At 42.7% G+C, this 17,088-nt stretch carries 9 protein-coding genes and 2 pseudogenes; 9 read left to right on the top strand and 2 right to left on the bottom strand.

Annotation, left to right across the window (positions count from 1 at the left end; translation table 11 throughout):
• Positions 1-3: 3 nt before the first annotated feature.
• From SU60_RS01535 to SU60_RS01510, 6 genes and pseudogenes are all read left to right on the top strand, one after another.
• Positions 4-1,254: an ABC transporter substrate-binding protein gene (locus SU60_RS01535; protein WP_041153995.1), complete on the top strand. Its 1,251-nt coding sequence runs from the start codon at positions 4-6 to the stop codon at positions 1,252-1,254.
• 61 nt (positions 1,255-1,315) lie between these two features.
• Positions 1,316-2,305 (top strand): carbohydrate ABC transporter permease, encoded by a 990-nt coding sequence (locus SU60_RS01530; RefSeq protein WP_041153994.1) that lies wholly within the window; start codon positions 1,316-1,318, stop codon positions 2,303-2,305.
• 91 nt (positions 2,306-2,396) lie between these two features.
• Positions 2,397-3,203, top strand: a complete 807-nt coding sequence (locus tag SU60_RS01525) for a carbohydrate ABC transporter permease (RefSeq protein ID WP_415679421.1) — start codon at positions 2,397-2,399, stop codon at positions 3,201-3,203.
• A 14-nt stretch (positions 3,204-3,217) separates the two neighbouring features.
• A complete protein-coding gene (locus SU60_RS01520; RefSeq protein ID WP_041154111.1) occupies positions 3,218-4,567 on the top strand; it encodes a GH1 family beta-glucosidase in 1,350 nt (449 codons plus the stop codon).
• Positions 4,567-5,658, top strand: a complete 1,092-nt coding sequence (locus SU60_RS01515) for an ABC transporter ATP-binding protein (protein ID WP_041153992.1) — start codon at positions 4,567-4,569, stop codon at positions 5,656-5,658. The genes SU60_RS01520 and SU60_RS01515 overlap by 1 nt, the downstream gene beginning before the upstream one ends.
• 70 nt (positions 5,659-5,728) lie before the next feature.
• Positions 5,729-8,139: pseudogene (locus SU60_RS01510) on the top strand (glycoside hydrolase family 94 protein).
• Positions 8,140-8,179: 40 nt separating this feature from the next.
• Here SU60_RS01510 and SU60_RS01505 read toward each other — a convergent pair.
• Complete coding sequence (locus SU60_RS01505; protein ID WP_041153991.1) at positions 8,180-9,121, bottom strand: aldose 1-epimerase; 942 nt, start codon at positions 9,119-9,121, stop codon at positions 8,180-8,182.
• Positions 9,122-9,186: 65 nt separating this feature from the next.
• Between SU60_RS01505 and SU60_RS01500 the strand changes: the two genes are divergently transcribed.
• The 3 genes and pseudogenes from SU60_RS01500 (at position 9,187) to SU60_RS01490 (ending at position 15,861) form a co-directional block, all read left to right on the top strand.
• Positions 9,187-12,264: a GH116 family glycosyl hydrolase gene (locus tag SU60_RS01500; protein ID WP_041153990.1), complete on the top strand. Its 3,078-nt coding sequence runs from the start codon at positions 9,187-9,189 to the stop codon at positions 12,262-12,264.
• 130 nt (positions 12,265-12,394) lie between these two features.
• Positions 12,395-13,410 (top strand): annotated as a pseudogene (locus SU60_RS01495) (LacI family DNA-binding transcriptional regulator).
• A 165-nt stretch (positions 13,411-13,575) separates the two neighbouring features.
• Complete coding sequence (locus tag SU60_RS01490) at positions 13,576-15,861, top strand: glycoside hydrolase family 9 protein (RefSeq protein ID WP_041153989.1); 2,286 nt, start codon at positions 13,576-13,578, stop codon at positions 15,859-15,861.
• A gap of 176 nt (positions 15,862-16,037) precedes the next feature.
• Here the strand turns inward: SU60_RS01490 and SU60_RS01485 are convergent, their stop codons facing one another.
• Positions 16,038-16,871: a family 16 glycosylhydrolase gene (locus tag SU60_RS01485; RefSeq protein ID WP_041153988.1), complete on the bottom strand. Its 834-nt coding sequence runs from the start codon at positions 16,869-16,871 to the stop codon at positions 16,038-16,040.
• Between the last annotated feature and the right edge of the window lie 217 nt (positions 16,872-17,088).

The raw sequence follows: 17,088 nt of genomic DNA, 5'->3' as shown, positions 1-17,088 counted from the left end.
AGCATGAAATTTAAGACCTTAGCACTTTCAAGTGCAATTGCATTGGGACTTGCTACAACAGCATCAGTATCTGCAGCAGATAAAGAGATCCGTTTTGATGGTTTCCCTGACTTTGACAGCAGTTTGAAGGTATTGCTGCCAGAATTTGAGAAAGAAACGGGCATCAAAGTTGATTACCTGATGAACAACCATGGCGATCACCACACCAAGCTAACCACTAACCTTGCAACGGGTTCAGGTGCGGGTGATGTGATTGTCGTTGATGTGGAGAAAATTGGTCCCTTCGTTGCCTCTGGTGGCTTAGTTAATTTGTCTGAAAAATATGGCGCGGATAAATTTGCTGACAGTTTTGCACCTTACGCTTGGGCTCAAGGAAAAGGTGCGGATGGCGATGTGTATGGTATGCCTGTCGACCTAGGTCCTGGTGTGATGTATTACCGCACTGACATCTTCAAAAATGCTGGTATTGATGTTAAAGAAGCGATCAAAGATTGGGACTCATACATCGCAGCGGGTGAAAAACTAAAAGCGCAAAATGTTCAGTTGATTGCTTCAGCAGCAGACGTCGCTCAGGCAATTATTTTTACCACAGTCCCTGAAGGTGAAGGTCTATATTTTGATAAAGACGGTAATCCAGTTGTTACTTCTGAGCGCTTTGTGCACGCATTTGAAGTTGCTAAGGAAATTCGTGATAAAGGTTTAGATGGCAAGATTCTAGCTTGGTCAAACGAATGGTACGAAGGTTTCCGTAACGGTACGTTTGCAACTCAGTTATCAGGCGCTTGGCTACTTGGTCACTTGAACAACTGGATTGCTCCAGACACAGCCGGCAAATGGGGTGTATCACACCTACCTGATGGTATTTATGGTAGCTGGGGTGGCTCGTTCCTATCTATCCCAACTCAATCGACTAAGCAAGATGAAGCTTGGAAACTGATTGAGTACATGACAACTCGACGTGATGTTCAGCTAAAACACTTTGAAACAATTGCCGCATTCCCAGCTAACGTAACGACTTACGATGATCCTCTATTCGAAGAAGAAATGCCTTTCTTAGGTGGGCAGAAGGCGCGTTTGTTGTTTGCTGAAGTTGCGAAAAATATCAAGCCAGTCGCACCGGCAAAAGGTGATCATGTTGCGCGTTCTATCGTTCTAGAGAATGCATTGATGGAAGTGCTGGATGAAGGCAAAGATATCAAGACCGCACTTGAAGAAGCAGAGCGCTTAATCAAGCGTCGTACACGCAATCTGTAAGCCAAAGTTGTTTTAAATTTGGGGGGCGCAATTTGCGCCTCCTAGGTAAGAGGTTGTTACAATGAATTCTCCTATAAGTAACGCAGTAGAAACATCAAAAAGAGAAAGTATTTTTTCTCGCCTAAATTTGAAAGCGCTTACGCCGTACTCGTTTCTGTTGCCGTTTTTAGTTATTTTTTCTGTATTTGGAATATTTCCGTTACTTTTTTCAGTTTTCTTGTCGTTTCATGAATGGAACCCTGTCGAAGGGATTGGTGCGATGGAGTATGTGGGACTTGAAAATTACCATATTGCTCTGACTGACCCGTGGTTATGGCGTTCTCTACATAATACGTTTTGGTTAGCGATTACATCGGGTGTGGCGCAACATCTCATCGCCATTCCAGTCGCTTACATTCTTGTATCAATGGGTGATCGAATTCGTCATTGGTTAACGTCAGCTTACTTTCTACCGTACATTACATCAACGGTCGCTGCGTCACTGATCTTTTTCAATATGTATTCACCAAGCTCAGGCATCATTAACCAAACGTTGATGACGCTAGCAGACAGTTCTCTGTTTGGCTGGGCATTCGCTTGGGTGAATGATTACCAACCGATTCGCTGGTTAGATGATGCGACGCTGATCAAACCATCTATCGCCATCATGGTATTTTGGAAGTACACAGGTTTTAACATTGTTTTGTATACCACAGGTTTGATGACAATACCGAAAGACATTCTTGAAGCTGCTCGTATGGATGGTGCCAACGCGTTCCGCCGCTTCTGGAATATTTCACTACCTATGATTCGTCCATTTGTGTTTTTCGCGGTGACGATGACCATTATTGGTAACTTGCAGTTGTTCGAAGAACCGTTTGTATTGACCCGTGGCGGAGGTGGTACCGGTCAAGCTGGTCTGACTATCTCTATGTACTTGTACAAAGTAGGTTGGGAATGGCTTGAAATGGGAACGGCTTCAGCTATCTCTTGGTTATTGTTCGCCCTGATTGCTGCTTGTACTTTGGTTCAATTCTTCTTCTTCGGTAAAAAAGGGTTAGGGGAGCAATAACATGACGGCTCAATCTACTACATCAAACTCGTCGGCATGGGCCGCTATTAAGCCTAGCGATATTGCTATCGAACGTTTTACTAAGGTTCTAATGGTGGTTCTGGGACTGATTTTAGTTGTCTCGGCGATTATTACTGTCTTCCCATTTTTTTGGTCGGCTCTGTTATCAACACGTGATCGCGGTGAGATTTTTGGCACAGGCATCAGTTTTGCTATCGGTGATAGCCTGGCAATTAACTATGCCAAATTGCAAGAGATCATGCCTTTTTGGAAGGCAATGTTTAACTCGATTTACGTCGCGTTTCTAGGAACAACGATATCGCTATTGTTCTGTAGTATGGGTGGTTATGCGTTCGCAGTTTTTAAGTTCCGTGGCAAAAACATTTTGTTCGGTATGCTTGTTGGCTCAATGATGATTCCGCCTGTACTTAGCCTCATTCCATACTTCATGATCGTAAAGTTCTTAGGGTTGTTGGATAACCATGTTGCAGTATGGCTTCCGTTCACGACGACGCCATTTGGTATCTTCCTAATGCGTCAACACGTGGTGGCGTCCATTCCTAAAGAGCTACTTGAAGCCGCGAAGCTAGATGGTGCTGGTGAATTTAGAACTTACTGGAGTGTGGTGTTACCACTCATGAAACCAGCCCTTGCAACATTGGCCATCGTTCAGTTTGTCTTCTTCTGGAATATGTTTATGCAGCCGTTAGTTGTACTCAATTCACCAGAAAACTATGTAATTACTCAGGCATTACGAAGTGTTCAAGGTATTCCAAATACACCATGGGGCGCCGTGATGCTAGGAACCACTATCTCGATTCTACCACTCGTTGTGACCTATCTGTTTGCGTCAAAACAGATGATTAGCGGTTTAACTTCTGGTGCAGTAAAAGGTTAAAGAAAATTATGACTATAAATAAATACCAATTGCCGAAAGACTCGGCGCTTCTTACTCAAGATTTCGTTTTTGGTGTCGCTACATCATCTTACCAAATTGAAGGTGGTGTGAATGAAGGGGGCCGTACCCCTTCTATTTGGGATACGTTTTGTAAGACTCCAGGAAAAGTAGACAAAGGCGATAATGGCGATGTTGCTTGTGATCATTACCATCTATGGCAGCAAGATATCGAAATGATTGCAGGCCTAGGCGTAGACGCATACCGCCTATCAATTGCTTGGCCAAGAATTCTGCCTCAAGACGGTGTGGTTAACCCAGAAGGCTTGAAATTTTATGAACAGTTAATTGACGAGTGCCATTCTCGTGGTCTGAAGGTGTATGTAACTTTGTACCATTGGGACTTACCACAATACCTCGAAGACCGTGGTGGATGGTTAAACCGTGAAACGGCATATAAATTTGCTGAATATGCTGAAGTTGTAAGTGCGCATTTTGGTAACAAAATTGATGTTTACACCACATTGAATGAACCGTTTGTCTCGGCATTTTTGGGCTACCGTTGGGGCCAACATGCACCTGGCATTAAAGGGGAAAAAGAAGGCTTCTTAGCTTCTCATCATCTGATGTTAGGTCATGGCCTTGCAATGCCGATACTTCGTAAGAATGCACCTGAATCTAAGCATGGTGTTGTATTTAACGCGGCACCAAGTTATCCAGAGAGTGCAAAAGATCAAGCTGCTGCTGATTATTGTGATGCGGAAGGATTCCATTGGTTTATTGATCCAGTACTTAAAGGTGAATACCCAAGTGTAGTCGTAGAAAAACAGCAGGCGAATATGCCAATGATCCTTGAAGGTGACTTGGAAATCATGTCTGCACCGGTTGATTACATTGGTATTAACTATTACAGCCGAAATGTGGCTCGTTTCAATGACAACAATGAGATTGAAACGATCAAACCAGAGGGGGCTGAATACACTCATATTGGATGGGAAATTTACCCACAAGGTCTAACAGATCTTTTGGTAAGAATCGATCAACGTTATGACAACGTCCCGCCTATATACATCACAGAGAATGGTGCGGCTGGGAATGACGCCATCGTTGATGGTGCGGTAAACGACGAACAGCGAGTTCGTTACTTCCAAACTCACCTAGAAGCAGTAGACAGTGCTATTCGTGCAGGTGTTCGTGTTGATGGCTATTTCGCCTGGAGTTTGATGGATAACTTCGAGTGGGCGTTTGGTTACGAACAGCGTTTTGGAATCGTCTATGTTGATTATGAAACTCAAAAAAGAACATTGAAGCAGAGTGCTATCGCGTATCGCAACATGCTGCTAGAGCGCGCTGAGGAGAACAAGTAATGGCAAAAGTAGAATTCCGTAACATTAAAAAATCCTTTGGAAACGTCGATGTTGTTAAGCACTTTGATTTCACGGTAAATGACGGTGAGTTTGTGGTATTTCTTGGCCCTTCTGGTTGTGGGAAATCGACAACATTGCGCATGTTAGCGGGTCTTGAAGACATCACTTCTGGTGAAATCTTTGTCGATGAAAAGCTAATGAACAAGATTGATGCTAAAGACCGTGACTTGGCGATGGTGTTTCAAAGCTATGCTCTTTACCCGCATATGTCGGTCTATGAAAACATCGCTTTTGCGCTCAAGTTAAAAGGCATGAATAAAGCAGATATTGATGTGGAAGTTCGCAAAGCGGCAAAAATGCTAGAGCTAGAACCGCTACTGGATCGCAAGCCTAAGGAGCTTTCCGGTGGTCAACGTCAGCGCGTAGCAATGGGGCGTGCGATGGTGCGTACTCCCAAAGTATTCCTATTTGACGAACCGCTTTCTAACCTTGATGCCAAGCTCCGTGGTGTGATGCGTGAAGAAATCAAACAGTTACACGGCGAGCTTAAGACAACCACTATCTACGTAACGCACGACCAAATCGAAGCCATGACACTCGCGGACCGTATTGTGATTCTAAAAGACGGTTATGTCGCTCAGGTTGGTACGCCAACAGAAGTGTTTAAACGTCCAGCCAATAAGTTTGTTGCTCAGTTTATCGGTAACCCATCAATGAACATGTTAGATGCGAAATTGGTGAATGAACAAGACGAATCCTTTATTGCTCTAGGAGATGTGAATATTCCATTACCTGAACGCTTTAAAGCCCATGCATCAAAGAACTTAGCGTTGCATTTTGGTATTCGTCCTACCGATATTCATTTGCGTGCCGAGCAAGTAGAGCACGACCGTGTATTGCCAGTTCGCGCTAAAATCAAAGATAAAGAACTGCTTGGAGCAAGCATTTTATTGAGAACTGAGATTGGTGGTCAGTTGTTAACGGTCGAGACGCAAGCCGCAGAAGTCGATACCCAAGAGATCACGCTCTACATTGATTTAGATTCTGTTCACTTGTTTGACGCATTAAGTGAAAAATCACTGGCTCACTAATTTCCATACCCAATCTCTAAGAACAAATTAATAATTGGTCCCCAGTCTACTGGGGACTAAGGATAGTGTTATGAAATTCGGATATTTTGACGATAATAATAAAGAATACATCACCACCACGCCCTGCACGCCAATAAAATGGTGTAACTATGTTGGTACACTGGAGTTCGGTGGTTTAGTTGACAGTAACGGTGGCGTTGTGTTGTGTAAAGGTGACCCAGCACTCAACCGTATCACGAAGTACATTGCCCAGTTGCCTAATTCTGATTTTAAAGGATCGACGGTTTACCTAAAAGTGACCAACCGCGAAGGTAACGTTGAGGTATTTTCACCTTTTTATACTCCTACGCTAAAACCGTTAGAAAAGTTTGAAAACCATACGGGACTTTCTTACACCACAATTATTGCTGAAGGGTACGGCGTCCGTTGTGAAGCCACTTTGTTTGTGCCTAAAGATGCGCCAGTATTACTTGAAGATATCAAAATCACAAACATCAGCGATGAAGCGCTACACGTTGATGTTGTTCCTGTCTTTGAGTTCACTCACTTTGATGCGTTAAAACAATTAGTTAATGCAGACTGGGTACCACAAACCATGACGCTTAAGGCGCATCAACAAGCATCAGGCCACACCGTTTTAGAGCAATACGCTTTTATGAAGCGTGACTATGCAGTAAACCTAATGACGGCGGATCGCCCTGCGACCTCTTTTGATGGTGACCGTCAGAAGTTCCTTGGCAACTTGGGTTATGGCAGTTGGGCCGCTCCTGAAAAACTGTTCACCGATGAACTAGGAAACAGTGAATGTTTGCGTGGAGACAATATTGGTGCGTTGAATCTACGTTTAGGCTGGATTGAACCTAAGCAAATGGAGCGTACCGTTGTACAGTTAACGCAAATGCCAAGTCTCGAGCAGGCTGAGCCTATGCTTGAGAAGTACCGAGACCATCAAGAAGTGGACAAAGCGTTGGATGCGCTTGCTAATCACTGGGATAACTACCTTGCGGCAGTACAGGTAGAAACACCCGATCCAGCCATGAACTCCATGCTAAACATTCATAACCCACGCCAATGTCACACGACGAAAAATTGGTCGCGTTACTTGTCGTTGTACCAACTTGGTTACGGAGCACGAGGCATTGGTTTCCGCGACTCTTCGCAAGATACACTTGGCGTCATTACACATATGCCAGAAGAAGCACGCGAGTTTATCGAACGCTTACTTTCGGTGCAAAACATCGATGGTTCAGCGATGCATCAGTTCTTCCCTTCAACGATGGAAGCAAATGCCGGTGATTCGCGTGAAGAAGAAGACCGTCCCGATTATTACGGCGATGATCATCTTTGGATTGTATACGCGGTTACGCAATACGTTAAAGAAACCGGTTATGCTGAGTTCCTAAATAAGGTTATTCCGTTTTATCAGAAAGATGCACAAGGCCAACCTGTCGAGTCGGCTAGCGTGTGGGAACACTTATGCCGTTCTATTGAGTTCACTCGAGGCAACACAGGCCAACACGGATTGCCATTACTTGGCTTCGCGGACTGGAATGACACGGTGAATTTGCCAACGGGTGCAGAATCTCTCATGGTTGCTAGCATGTACGGCAAAGCGTTGCTTGACATGCTTGATCTGTGTCGCTTGCGCGGTGAAAGTGACCTGGCAGAGCGTTATCAAGCTCAATACGAGCAAATGAAAGCAGTGGTGAACGGATGCGGTTGGGACGGTAACTGGTTTATTCGTTACTTTGATGAGCAAGGATACCCTGTTGGCTCACACATCAACGAGCAAGGCCAAATCTATACCAACGGTCAAAGCTGGCCTGTGATTGCAGGGTTTGCAGAGGAAGAGCGTGCGACGCAGGCACTAGACTCTGTCTACACTAAACTGAATACGGCAAATGGCATTAAGCTATCTACCCCAGGCTACAATGGCTTTAATCCGAATCTAGGTGGGGTCTCTACCTACCACCAGGCGCGAAAGAAAACGGCGGTATTTTCTTACACTCTAATCCTTGGGTGATGATCGCGGAAGCGAAGATGGGTAATGGTGACCGTGCTTACGAGTACTACCGCCAGATCAATCCAGCATCGAAGAATGACGCTATTGATATCTTTGAATCTGAACCGTACTGCTATCCACAAAATATTCTTGGTGACGAGCATCCTCAATTTGGCCTTGGCCGAAATGCCTGGTTATCGGGAACATCTTCATGGACATATGTTGCTGGTACACAATGGATTTTAGGCGTACGTCCTGATGTTGATGGTTTGATTGTTGATCCTTGTATTCCATCGGAATGGGAAGAGTTCCGTGTTAAACGTGTGTTCCGCGGGGCTACGTACAATATCCATGTGACGAACCCAGAGAAAGTGAGCAAAGGTGTCGTGGAGTTACGTGTTAATGGTGAAATCCTAGACGGTAATAAAGTGCCAGTCTTGCCTGAAGGAGAACATAAGGTTGAAGTTCGTTTAGGTTAAAGTTTAAAGGGGAGTGTTGCGCTCCCCCCATTTCGTTAAATTAGCCATAGTGAGCTTGGCATTGCCAACTAAATTGATTGCTTTCTCCAGGTGCCAGTTCTAGTAACCCTATATGGTTATTAAATGCATCAGCAGGACAGGTCATCGGTTCAATAGCAATACTAGATTCCGACGGGGGAGTATAAAGCTGCACGAACGAGTAACCTTGGTTCTGTTGGAAACGTAAAGACGCGTTTTTATCTTCACGTAGCAACATCACCGTTTGTTCGCAAGGATCGCTAAATTGATAACAATGATTGAGCGTTAAGCCTGTTAGCAATGTAGGACTAGAGAATAGATTGCTCGATACGCATTCACCAGTGGGTAAATCGTGTTGGTGTGTCAGCTCAGTATGAGGCGACATGGACAGTTGGCATTGTTCGAGTTCGCAACCGAGAGAAAAGTAAGGGTGCCAAGCATCTCCAAACGGAAAGTGTTCGGTTCCGATGTTCGTTATCATGGTATTGCAACTTAGCACTCCTTGGTCATCAATACGGTAACGTATATCCAGGCGAAATGAGAATGGGTAACCGTCGGCTAACTTGCTTGTTTCGAAACGAAATATGGCTTCTGCGTACTCGCTATTGGCTTCATGTGCTACGAGTTCGAACGGTTGGTTATAGAGCAACCCGTGTACAGCATGCTCTGACCAAGGAAAATTGGCAGCCAGTTTATACTCACGTTGCTTGTAGTTGTAGCGACCTGCATTTAAACGATTTGGAAAGGGGAATAACTTCGCACTACGGGAAAAGAAAGGATGAGATTGAATTAATTCTTCACTGTCTTTGTACCCAGTGATAAATGAAAATGGACTGTGGTTTACTCGATATTGATTAATAATGGCACCGAAGTCTTGAATAATATCGACTTGGATGCCTAGTTCAGAATTTATCAAGGTTGTGGAGTTGAATTCTCCAAAATTATTTTTAATTAACTTAAACATAAATAGTCTCCTTTTTATTAGATAGTAAAGGAATAGTTTAATTATTCAATGTCGGATTTAAAATTATGATAAATAAAATTCCATATGCATCATATTCAGGTCAGGCTGGGGAATTATGTAGTAAAGGAAACGCGGTAGAATTTATTCAACCGTGGTATGTCCCGATCTCTACAACCCCAGAAAATACGGGGATGGCTATTGGTGGCATAGGCTCCACCTTTACCTTAACTCCACAAGGCAACACGCCAAACTTTAGTTTTATTCCGGGAATATTTGTTGATTGTGAACATGAAGACATTCACTTTAATGACTTTTATTTTTCGGTTATGGATGAGCATTCACTTGAAAATTTAGAAATTCTAAATGTCGATGAGTTGTTAAACTTTTTGAGATATTATCCAGCCGACTTTTCATTCGATATTTCACAGTGTGATAATAAAAATGACATTTTAAATGGAATAAAGGATTGTTTAAAAACAGGTCTGTTCTATTTAAATAATAAAACTAACTTCGAACGCTGGCACATTGAGTTGTCTGCTAAAACTCAGCAATCAATAGCGAAAGATGCAACTAGCATTGAAACGCAATTGCTGGTGGTTATCGATTTCTTTAATGGTTTATTGGTGAATAGCTCCACGCGAGCTTTGTCACTTACGGCAAACCAAGTGTCGAGTGTGGAATCAATCGACGCGAATAACATCGATTATCGTGCCCTTTATCCGATTGCAGAATATGAGTATCAAGGACTTGAGTCTATTGTTTTAACTCGTCAGGTTGTGTCTCCAATCGTTAAAAATGACCAAACGCTTTGCAGTTTGCCGATGCACTGGAATCACTTTGAAGTGAGCAATGAAGGCGAGCAAACTCAACTGGTTACCCTGGTGCAACCATTGCGTAATTTTATTGGCTCAACCTATAAAAAAGCGCGAGATGGCGTTCAAGATTCTTGCAGTTATTTGGTGCAGAATGCGATTAAACAGCAGCATCAGCTTATATCTATCTCAGGGGAGGCGTATGAGTTCCAAGGCGTGAGTATGACATCAAACTCACCATACGACGGCGACATCTCTGGTGAGATTTTATATGGTGTGCATACTCAATCTGATGATGTGGCATTGGATCAAGTGACGGTTACGATTAAGCCTCAGGTATACAGCAGTAAAACCGATCCACAAGTTGAGAAAGCATTAAAAACCGGCCGAACCAATCAACATTTTGATCATGGTATTTATAGCGGCAGAGAGGCGTTAAGCGCCTTGGTTTGTGTTCAGGTGATGCTAAAGCCGGGAGAGACAATCGCGCTTAGGTTTGCACAAGTGATGGACCACAGCAAGATCATGTTAGATGGTTGGGAGAGTGAAAAAGCGTATACCCGCTACTTCCCTGTAGAGTCGCGAGCGAAAACTATCCTTAATCAGACATTACCGAGACTGAATGAGATCGAGCAGAACATTGTTGATCAGCAACGAGAGTTCCTCGAGACGGCAGAAAGCAACTTTGTTGATCAAGACAGTGCACTGCGTTACTCAACCATGGCAATGAATAGTTTGTCCTTTTTGGCGGAATCTACCGTATGGGATAAAGACAATGTACTGTTGGTTAAAGAGTGTGTTGATTATCCATTTTTTAACTCATTAGATGTCTATTTCTATGGCTCGTTTTCTTTGCTTTACTTGCTACCAGAACTTGATGGTTGTGTCATGAAACATTTCGCTAATGCCATCTTAAGCAGTGATGACAAGCTTCGACGTTTCTGGGAGTACGAAGATAAGCCGTTTGCTGAGCTGATAGACGAGAAGTACCAAGGGGTAAGAGCTGTGCGAGGTGCAGTGATTCACGATTTGGGAAGTCCTTACGATATTCAGCCTGACGCTTACAGTTGGCATAACGTCAAAGAGTGGAAAGATCTAGCGCCAAAATTCATATTGATGGTTTTTCGTCATTGGCAAAAAACCGGTGATCGTGATGTTGTAGAAAGCTGTTGGCAATCCGTTAAGGAAAGTATCGATTATCTCACCAAACTGATTGAACCTGGAGACGCATTGCCGTTAACTCGTGGTACTGATGATACTTTTGACAACCTTGCGTCTCATGGTATTTCGATCTATTGCGGCAGCTTATGGATAGCAGGGCTGCGCGCAGCGAGTGAGCTTGCTGTGCTACTTGGTGACGTCGAATTGTCCTGTGACTATTCGCGCCGCGCTGAGGTTGCACTTGATATATTAGAGCGTGGACTCTGGGATGAAGAAGAAGGATATTACCATTTCTTTGTCACCCCAATACAAGCCAAGCATTTAACTGGGACTGGCTTTGAACCACTTGAAAAGCTCGGTTTAACCTTGACAGGCGATGCAATACAAGATGCAAGTAAGGTGAACGCGTATTTGGATGCTTATGAACTCAATGTCGGGTGCAGTAAGCGTGAACAGCGTATGGCCAAAAAGCAAGCATTGCTGGAAATAGCACCTCAGGCATTTCATGCTGAATTTGCTGAGTTGGAAGCGGACTCAGATAACAGTTTCGGTGATGCGTTACTCGCGGATAGTTATTTAAAACTGGTCGGGTTACCTGGTTTATTTGATTCTTCGCGTATTGAACGTACGTTAGATTTCATCTACCGGACTAATTATGTTGCTAATAGTCCTAAATTGGGTGTTGCGAATATGACTCTGGCCGATGGTCGTCCTCATGAGGCGTTTCAGGCTCAGGATGTTTGGATTGGCGTTCAGTTTAGCGTTGCAACCGCGTTACGCCTTGCTGGTAAGCAGAAACAAGCAGAAACTCTGATGGACGCAGTGTATAAGGCACTGTATGAAATGGCGAAAATTCCTTTTGCCGCACCGGAAGGTTTTAACTGCTCGGTGACCGTGAGTCACGATGATTTAGCACAACGTTTTGGTTTAACGCGAGAGGTGGCAAGCAACTTAATCAACCAACTCAAAGACCTTGGTCACTTGTTTAATGATGGTCGAGTTAATCCCGACCTTAATCCAAGCCCAGAAGCGTTTAAGTTAAGTTTAACAGCGTTGCCAGCAAGCATAGACTATTGCGAACTTCACACGTGGTTATTGAGTACTGGCCTTAAGTATACCGCAGGACGGTATTTCCGACCTGGGATGATCTATGCCTATCTCTACCGATAGCACTTAGGGTTGATGTAAACGCCACAAACGTGGGATTGATAATGACAATTCACTCAATCCCACGTTATATTCATTGCTTAATAAATTTATTCATAGTTGTAAATCTATTCATAAAAGGCAGAATCAGGTTATGGTCAGGAAAAAGAATAAAGTTCCCACTTTATACGATGTAGCAAACTTAGCAGGAGTATCACCTAGTACTGTTTCACGTTTCCTAAACCGAACTACTTATGTCTCAGAAGACAAAAGCCATAAGATAGAGCATGCCATCACTTCTCTCGGTTACAAACCTAACTTTCAGATGCAACAGGATAAAAATCGTCGCTCGATGACCATTGGCGTTTTAGTTCAGCATCCAGACAGCCTTATACCAGCAGCATTCTCAATGACATGGAAAGAGTTCTGATGGCGCAGGGCTATTCTTTGGTTTTAGCGACGGGACATTGGCAAAATAAATTAGAGGTGAATGCACTTGAATATTTGCTGAAGTGCGCTGTCGATGGTTTGATCGTGGTTACGGGGAGTTTGAGTGAGGAGCTGATTTTAAAAACGGCGAAATCGCTCCCTGTTGTTGCAGTCGGATACAATATCGAGGGAGAAAACATTCGTTCATTACGTTTGGATAACAGCCTTGGCGGCTATATGGCAACGTTGCATTTGTTGCAGCTTGGTCATATGAATATCGCGCATATTAAAGGTTTAGACAACCAACCGGATTCTAAAGCACGCTTTCAAGGATATAAAAAGGCTCTGTTAGAGGCGAGTATCAAGCCGAATCCTAAGCTGATTATGCAAGGTGATTTCAGTGCTGAATCAGGGTATCAAAAAACAATTGAATTAATCGAATCTAAAATACACTTTTCGGCTATATTTGCTGCCAATGATCAGACGGCATATGGTGCGATTAAAGCGTTGACTGACCGAGGTTTGCGTGTACCAAAGGATGTATCCGTTGTTGGGTTTGATGACTTACCTGTATCCCGCTATTTCACTCCAGCACTGACGACATTACGTCAACCGATAGAAGAAATCGGAACCTTATGTGCAAGATCAATGTTGAACTTATTGGCAAGAGAAAATAACGAAGCGAGATTGCCTCCGATTGATCTCGTCGTGCGGCAATCAACAAAATCGATTTATCGATAGCACTTTCCTGAAACGGATTCATTGGCTTGTCATCAAATGTTACCAGTGTCACGAAGGTGAGAATTGGCATTTATGACGTCTTTTTTTTGTGTGCATACATCAACTTAATGCGAACAAAAATAACTTAATTTCATGGTGTTGTATTCGCAATGTCTAGGAATAAGTATGAACAAAATGAACCTCTCACTGATTGCAGCACTGATACTTTCATCGGGGTCCGTTTATGCAAGTGAGCAAGTTATTAATGGTAACTTTGATGGAAGTATGGATGGTTGGTGGAATGCCGGTGCTGATGTACAAGTCAATAATGGTGAAGCTTGCGTTGAGATCAGAAACCCAGGTGAAAATTCATGGAATGTGATTTTGGGGCAGGGTGGTATTGGTTTAGCCAATAATGAAGACTATCAAGTTTCATTTGATGCTTACTCAACAGTTGATACTCAGATGAAATCATTGATCCAACATGAAGGACCGCCGTACACGCACTACTTTATCGATGAGACAAAAGTATCAACCAACAAAAAGCACTATCAATTTAACTTCACTCATGATGTTGAAAGTGACGGTAAAACTGAGTTCCAATTCCAAATGGGGGCGCAAAAAACTGGGACCATATGCGTTAGCAATGTTTCGATTATCGGTAAACGGTATGTTGAGGAGCTGAAGATAAGCTCGGTTCGTGCGAATCAATTAGGCTATCTTCCCAAAGCGGATAAAATCGTCTTTGTCGCCAATGAATCAAAAGAACCTTTAAAGTGGGTTTTAACCAACAGTAGCGATATCAATATCGATTTAGGCAAAACGGAAGTGTTTGGTTTGAATAAAGCATCCGGTGAATTTATTCATCAAATTGATCTATCAAACTACAAAACGGACATGAGTGGCCTGAAAGTGAAAGTGGGCGACGATCAGAGCTTCCCATTTAGTATCAGTAAAGGTATCTACAGCCAGTTAAAATACGATGCACTTTCTTATTTCTACCAAAACCGCAGCGGCATAGATATTGATAAATCCCTTGTCCAACGTGAAGATTTAGCACGCCCAGGCGGCCATATGAGTGATGTGGTCACTTGTTTTGATAAAGTGGACAGTTGGGGTAATCAATGGCCAGGTTGTGACTTTTCTGTTGATGTCACCGGTGGTTGGTATGATGCGGGTGATCATGGCAAATATACAGTTAACAGCGGTATTTCGACTTGGACGCTGCTCAATTTGTATGAAAGAGGTAAATGGCTAGAAAATGTGCCAATCCCTTTTGCTGATGGGAAAGTGAAAATTCCTGAAGCGGGAAACGGTGTTAATCCTTTGCTATCAGAAGCTCGTTGGAATATCGAGTTCATGTTGGCTATGCAGATCAACACAAACAGCTCAGTCGCGGTGCCAATTGGTGATCAGTCGAAAGGTAAGACACTGAAATTGACAAAGATTAACGCTAAAGGCATGGCTTTCCATAAAGTTGCTGACGAAGCTTGGACTGGGATGCCATTACCTCCTCACCTAGATACACAGAAGCGATATGTGGGCTATCCTACTACCGCTGCTACGTTAAACTTGTCAGCGATAGGTGCTCAATGTGCGCGAATTTGGAAAGATATTGATCCAGAGTTCTCGAAAACCTGTCTGAATGCAGCGGAAGAGGCTTGGAAGTCAGCGAGCAGAAGCCCTAACATTTTCGCATACGATAACTTTACGGGTTCTGGTCCTTATGATGATTCTGAACTTTCTGATGAGTTTTATTGGGCAGCTAGTGAGCTTTATATTACGACAGGAGATAGCAAGTACGCTGATGCTCTGAAAAGTTCTTCTCATTACCTTGAAACACCAAAAGGGGATATTGAGGCAACTGGCGAAATGTTTTGGGGTTATACGGCACCTTTAGGAACCGTAAGCTTAGCGATAGTCCCGAACGGCCTAGGTGAGGAGCAAGTTAAGATTGCAAGAAACAACTTGATAGAAACGGCGGACAACTTTGTAAATCAGATTAAGAACGAGGGTTACCATATTCCTTACACGGTAGAAGAATATCCGTGGGGATCAAACTCAAGTTTTGTAAACCGATCTATGCTGCTAATTTACGCGTACGATTTCACTGGTGATCTTATGTATGTCAAAGCCGCGGCCAACGCGATGGATTATCTACTAGGTGCAAACCCAATGAACCTATCCTATGTTACAGGTTATGGTCCAAATGCTGCTAAGAATCCACATCATCGTTTTTGGGCGCATGCTGCGGATGAGAATTCACCTGAACCTGCGCCTGGGGCATTGGTTGGCGGTCCAAACTCTGTAAGTTACAGTGATCCAGTTGCCGCTACGTTGAAGGGCGTATGCGTTGGACAAACGTGCTATCGTGATAACATCAATGCTTGGTCGTTTAATGAAATTACAATTAACTGGAATGCTCCATTGGTTTGGGTAGCAACTGCCTTAGATGAAGGTCAATTGAATTAACAAGCCCGGTTACGACGTTAATAGGTCACTTTACATTTTTTCTCTTGAACGAAAAAGTGAGGTGGCCTTTTATTACAACAAGTAATAATGATTAAATAACTAATTTATTCGATATAAAAATACCCAAGTAACATAACGGAACTTGGGTATATGTTTTTTTAAAAGTGTTATATTTATTAATTTATACCTGTTTGGTTGTTCGTTAATCCAAGCACTAACATGCCATTCCTAATTGCTATGTTGTCTTGTGAAAATGTTACTAGGTTTCCATCAAAACTCCAATCGCCTTTTCCCCAACGCTTTTCATTGAAGCTATTAAAATCATCTCGCCACTCTAAGTTAAAGTCGCCATTATTAAAGCTATGATATTCAATCCAGTCGACATATTGATATAATGGTAAGTTTTTAGTATTGAATAAACCAGCCCATTCAATAGCTTCAGATATCCATAAATTCATACGGTAACTTTGAGGTGAATCTCGCATATCAATAACTTGTTTTGATGTTGCCGCAGTTTCAGTATGGATCACCTTTCCATCGACTTTCCACGTTATTTCATCTGGTGTCCAGATTAACGTGAACTCGTGGAACTGGTCCAAATTTTGTATGTTGTGAATAGTCTCTGAGTGTATGCGTTTTGTACTATTTCCCGTAATTAGGTTAGTTTGTAGTTGATCTGGTTGTTTCCCAACCACTTCGATATCAATCTCTCTCCAAGGGATACCGCCCTGCCATGACTCGTTATCGTAAGTGAAAAACGAAGAGATAACACCAGGGCTTGATACCATCTTCATACGCATAACAAACTTGCCGAACTTAATTTTATTATGACTGTAAATTTCCGCGCCATAAAGAGGTGTTTTGGTTTTATTGAGTTTTCCTGTTTTTATTAATGTATCTTGATTAATATCTGTATGTGATTGTCCTTGATTAGATGCTGATTGTGATTGGCAACCACTTAGTGCACTCCCTATAAGTGCGATAGTTGCGATTGATATGATTTTTTTCATAACCATCCTTATTAATTTAAATACTGAAAAATATTTTATGTTTCTAAACTGTCTATTTCAAATTTCTTAATTAAATATGAGAGGTTTGGGTGAATATTTTAACTATAAGTTGTAAGTGGTTTTTATTATCTAAATTTAATTTATTGAAGTTGACAATTGTGAGGAGTTAGAGCTAGGAAAACGTTCGATTATTTGCTATTTTCTAATTGAAATAATA

The sequence above is a fragment of the Vibrio mytili genome (assembly GCF_000830505.1).
GTDB classification, from domain to species: domain Bacteria; phylum Pseudomonadota; class Gammaproteobacteria; order Enterobacterales; family Vibrionaceae; genus Vibrio; species Vibrio mytili.
Note: the sequence above shows the minus strand (reverse complement) of the source record. Positions and strands in the feature narration are given on the sequence as shown.

Coding starts and splice junctions, on each gene's coding strand:
- SU60_RS01535 (WP_041153995.1), top strand. CDS start 4: ATGAAATTTAAGACCTTAGCACTTTCAAGTGCAATTGCATTGGGACTT.
- SU60_RS01530 (WP_041153994.1), top strand. CDS start 1,316: ATGAATTCTCCTATAAGTAACGCAGTAGAAACATCAAAAAGAGAAAGT.
- SU60_RS01525 (WP_415679421.1), top strand. CDS start 2,397: ATGGTGGTTCTGGGACTGATTTTAGTTGTCTCGGCGATTATTACTGTC.
- SU60_RS01515 (WP_041153992.1), top strand. CDS start 4,567: ATGGCAAAAGTAGAATTCCGTAACATTAAAAAATCCTTTGGAAACGTC.
- SU60_RS01505 (WP_041153991.1), bottom strand. CDS start 9,121: ATGTTTAAGTTAATTAAAAATAATTTTGGAGAATTCAACTCCACAACC.
- SU60_RS01500 (WP_041153990.1), top strand. CDS start 9,187: ATGATAAATAAAATTCCATATGCATCATATTCAGGTCAGGCTGGGGAA.
- SU60_RS01490 (WP_041153989.1), top strand. CDS start 13,576: ATGAACAAAATGAACCTCTCACTGATTGCAGCACTGATACTTTCATCG.
- SU60_RS01485 (WP_041153988.1), bottom strand. CDS start 16,871: ATGAAAAAAATCATATCAATCGCAACTATCGCACTTATAGGGAGTGCA.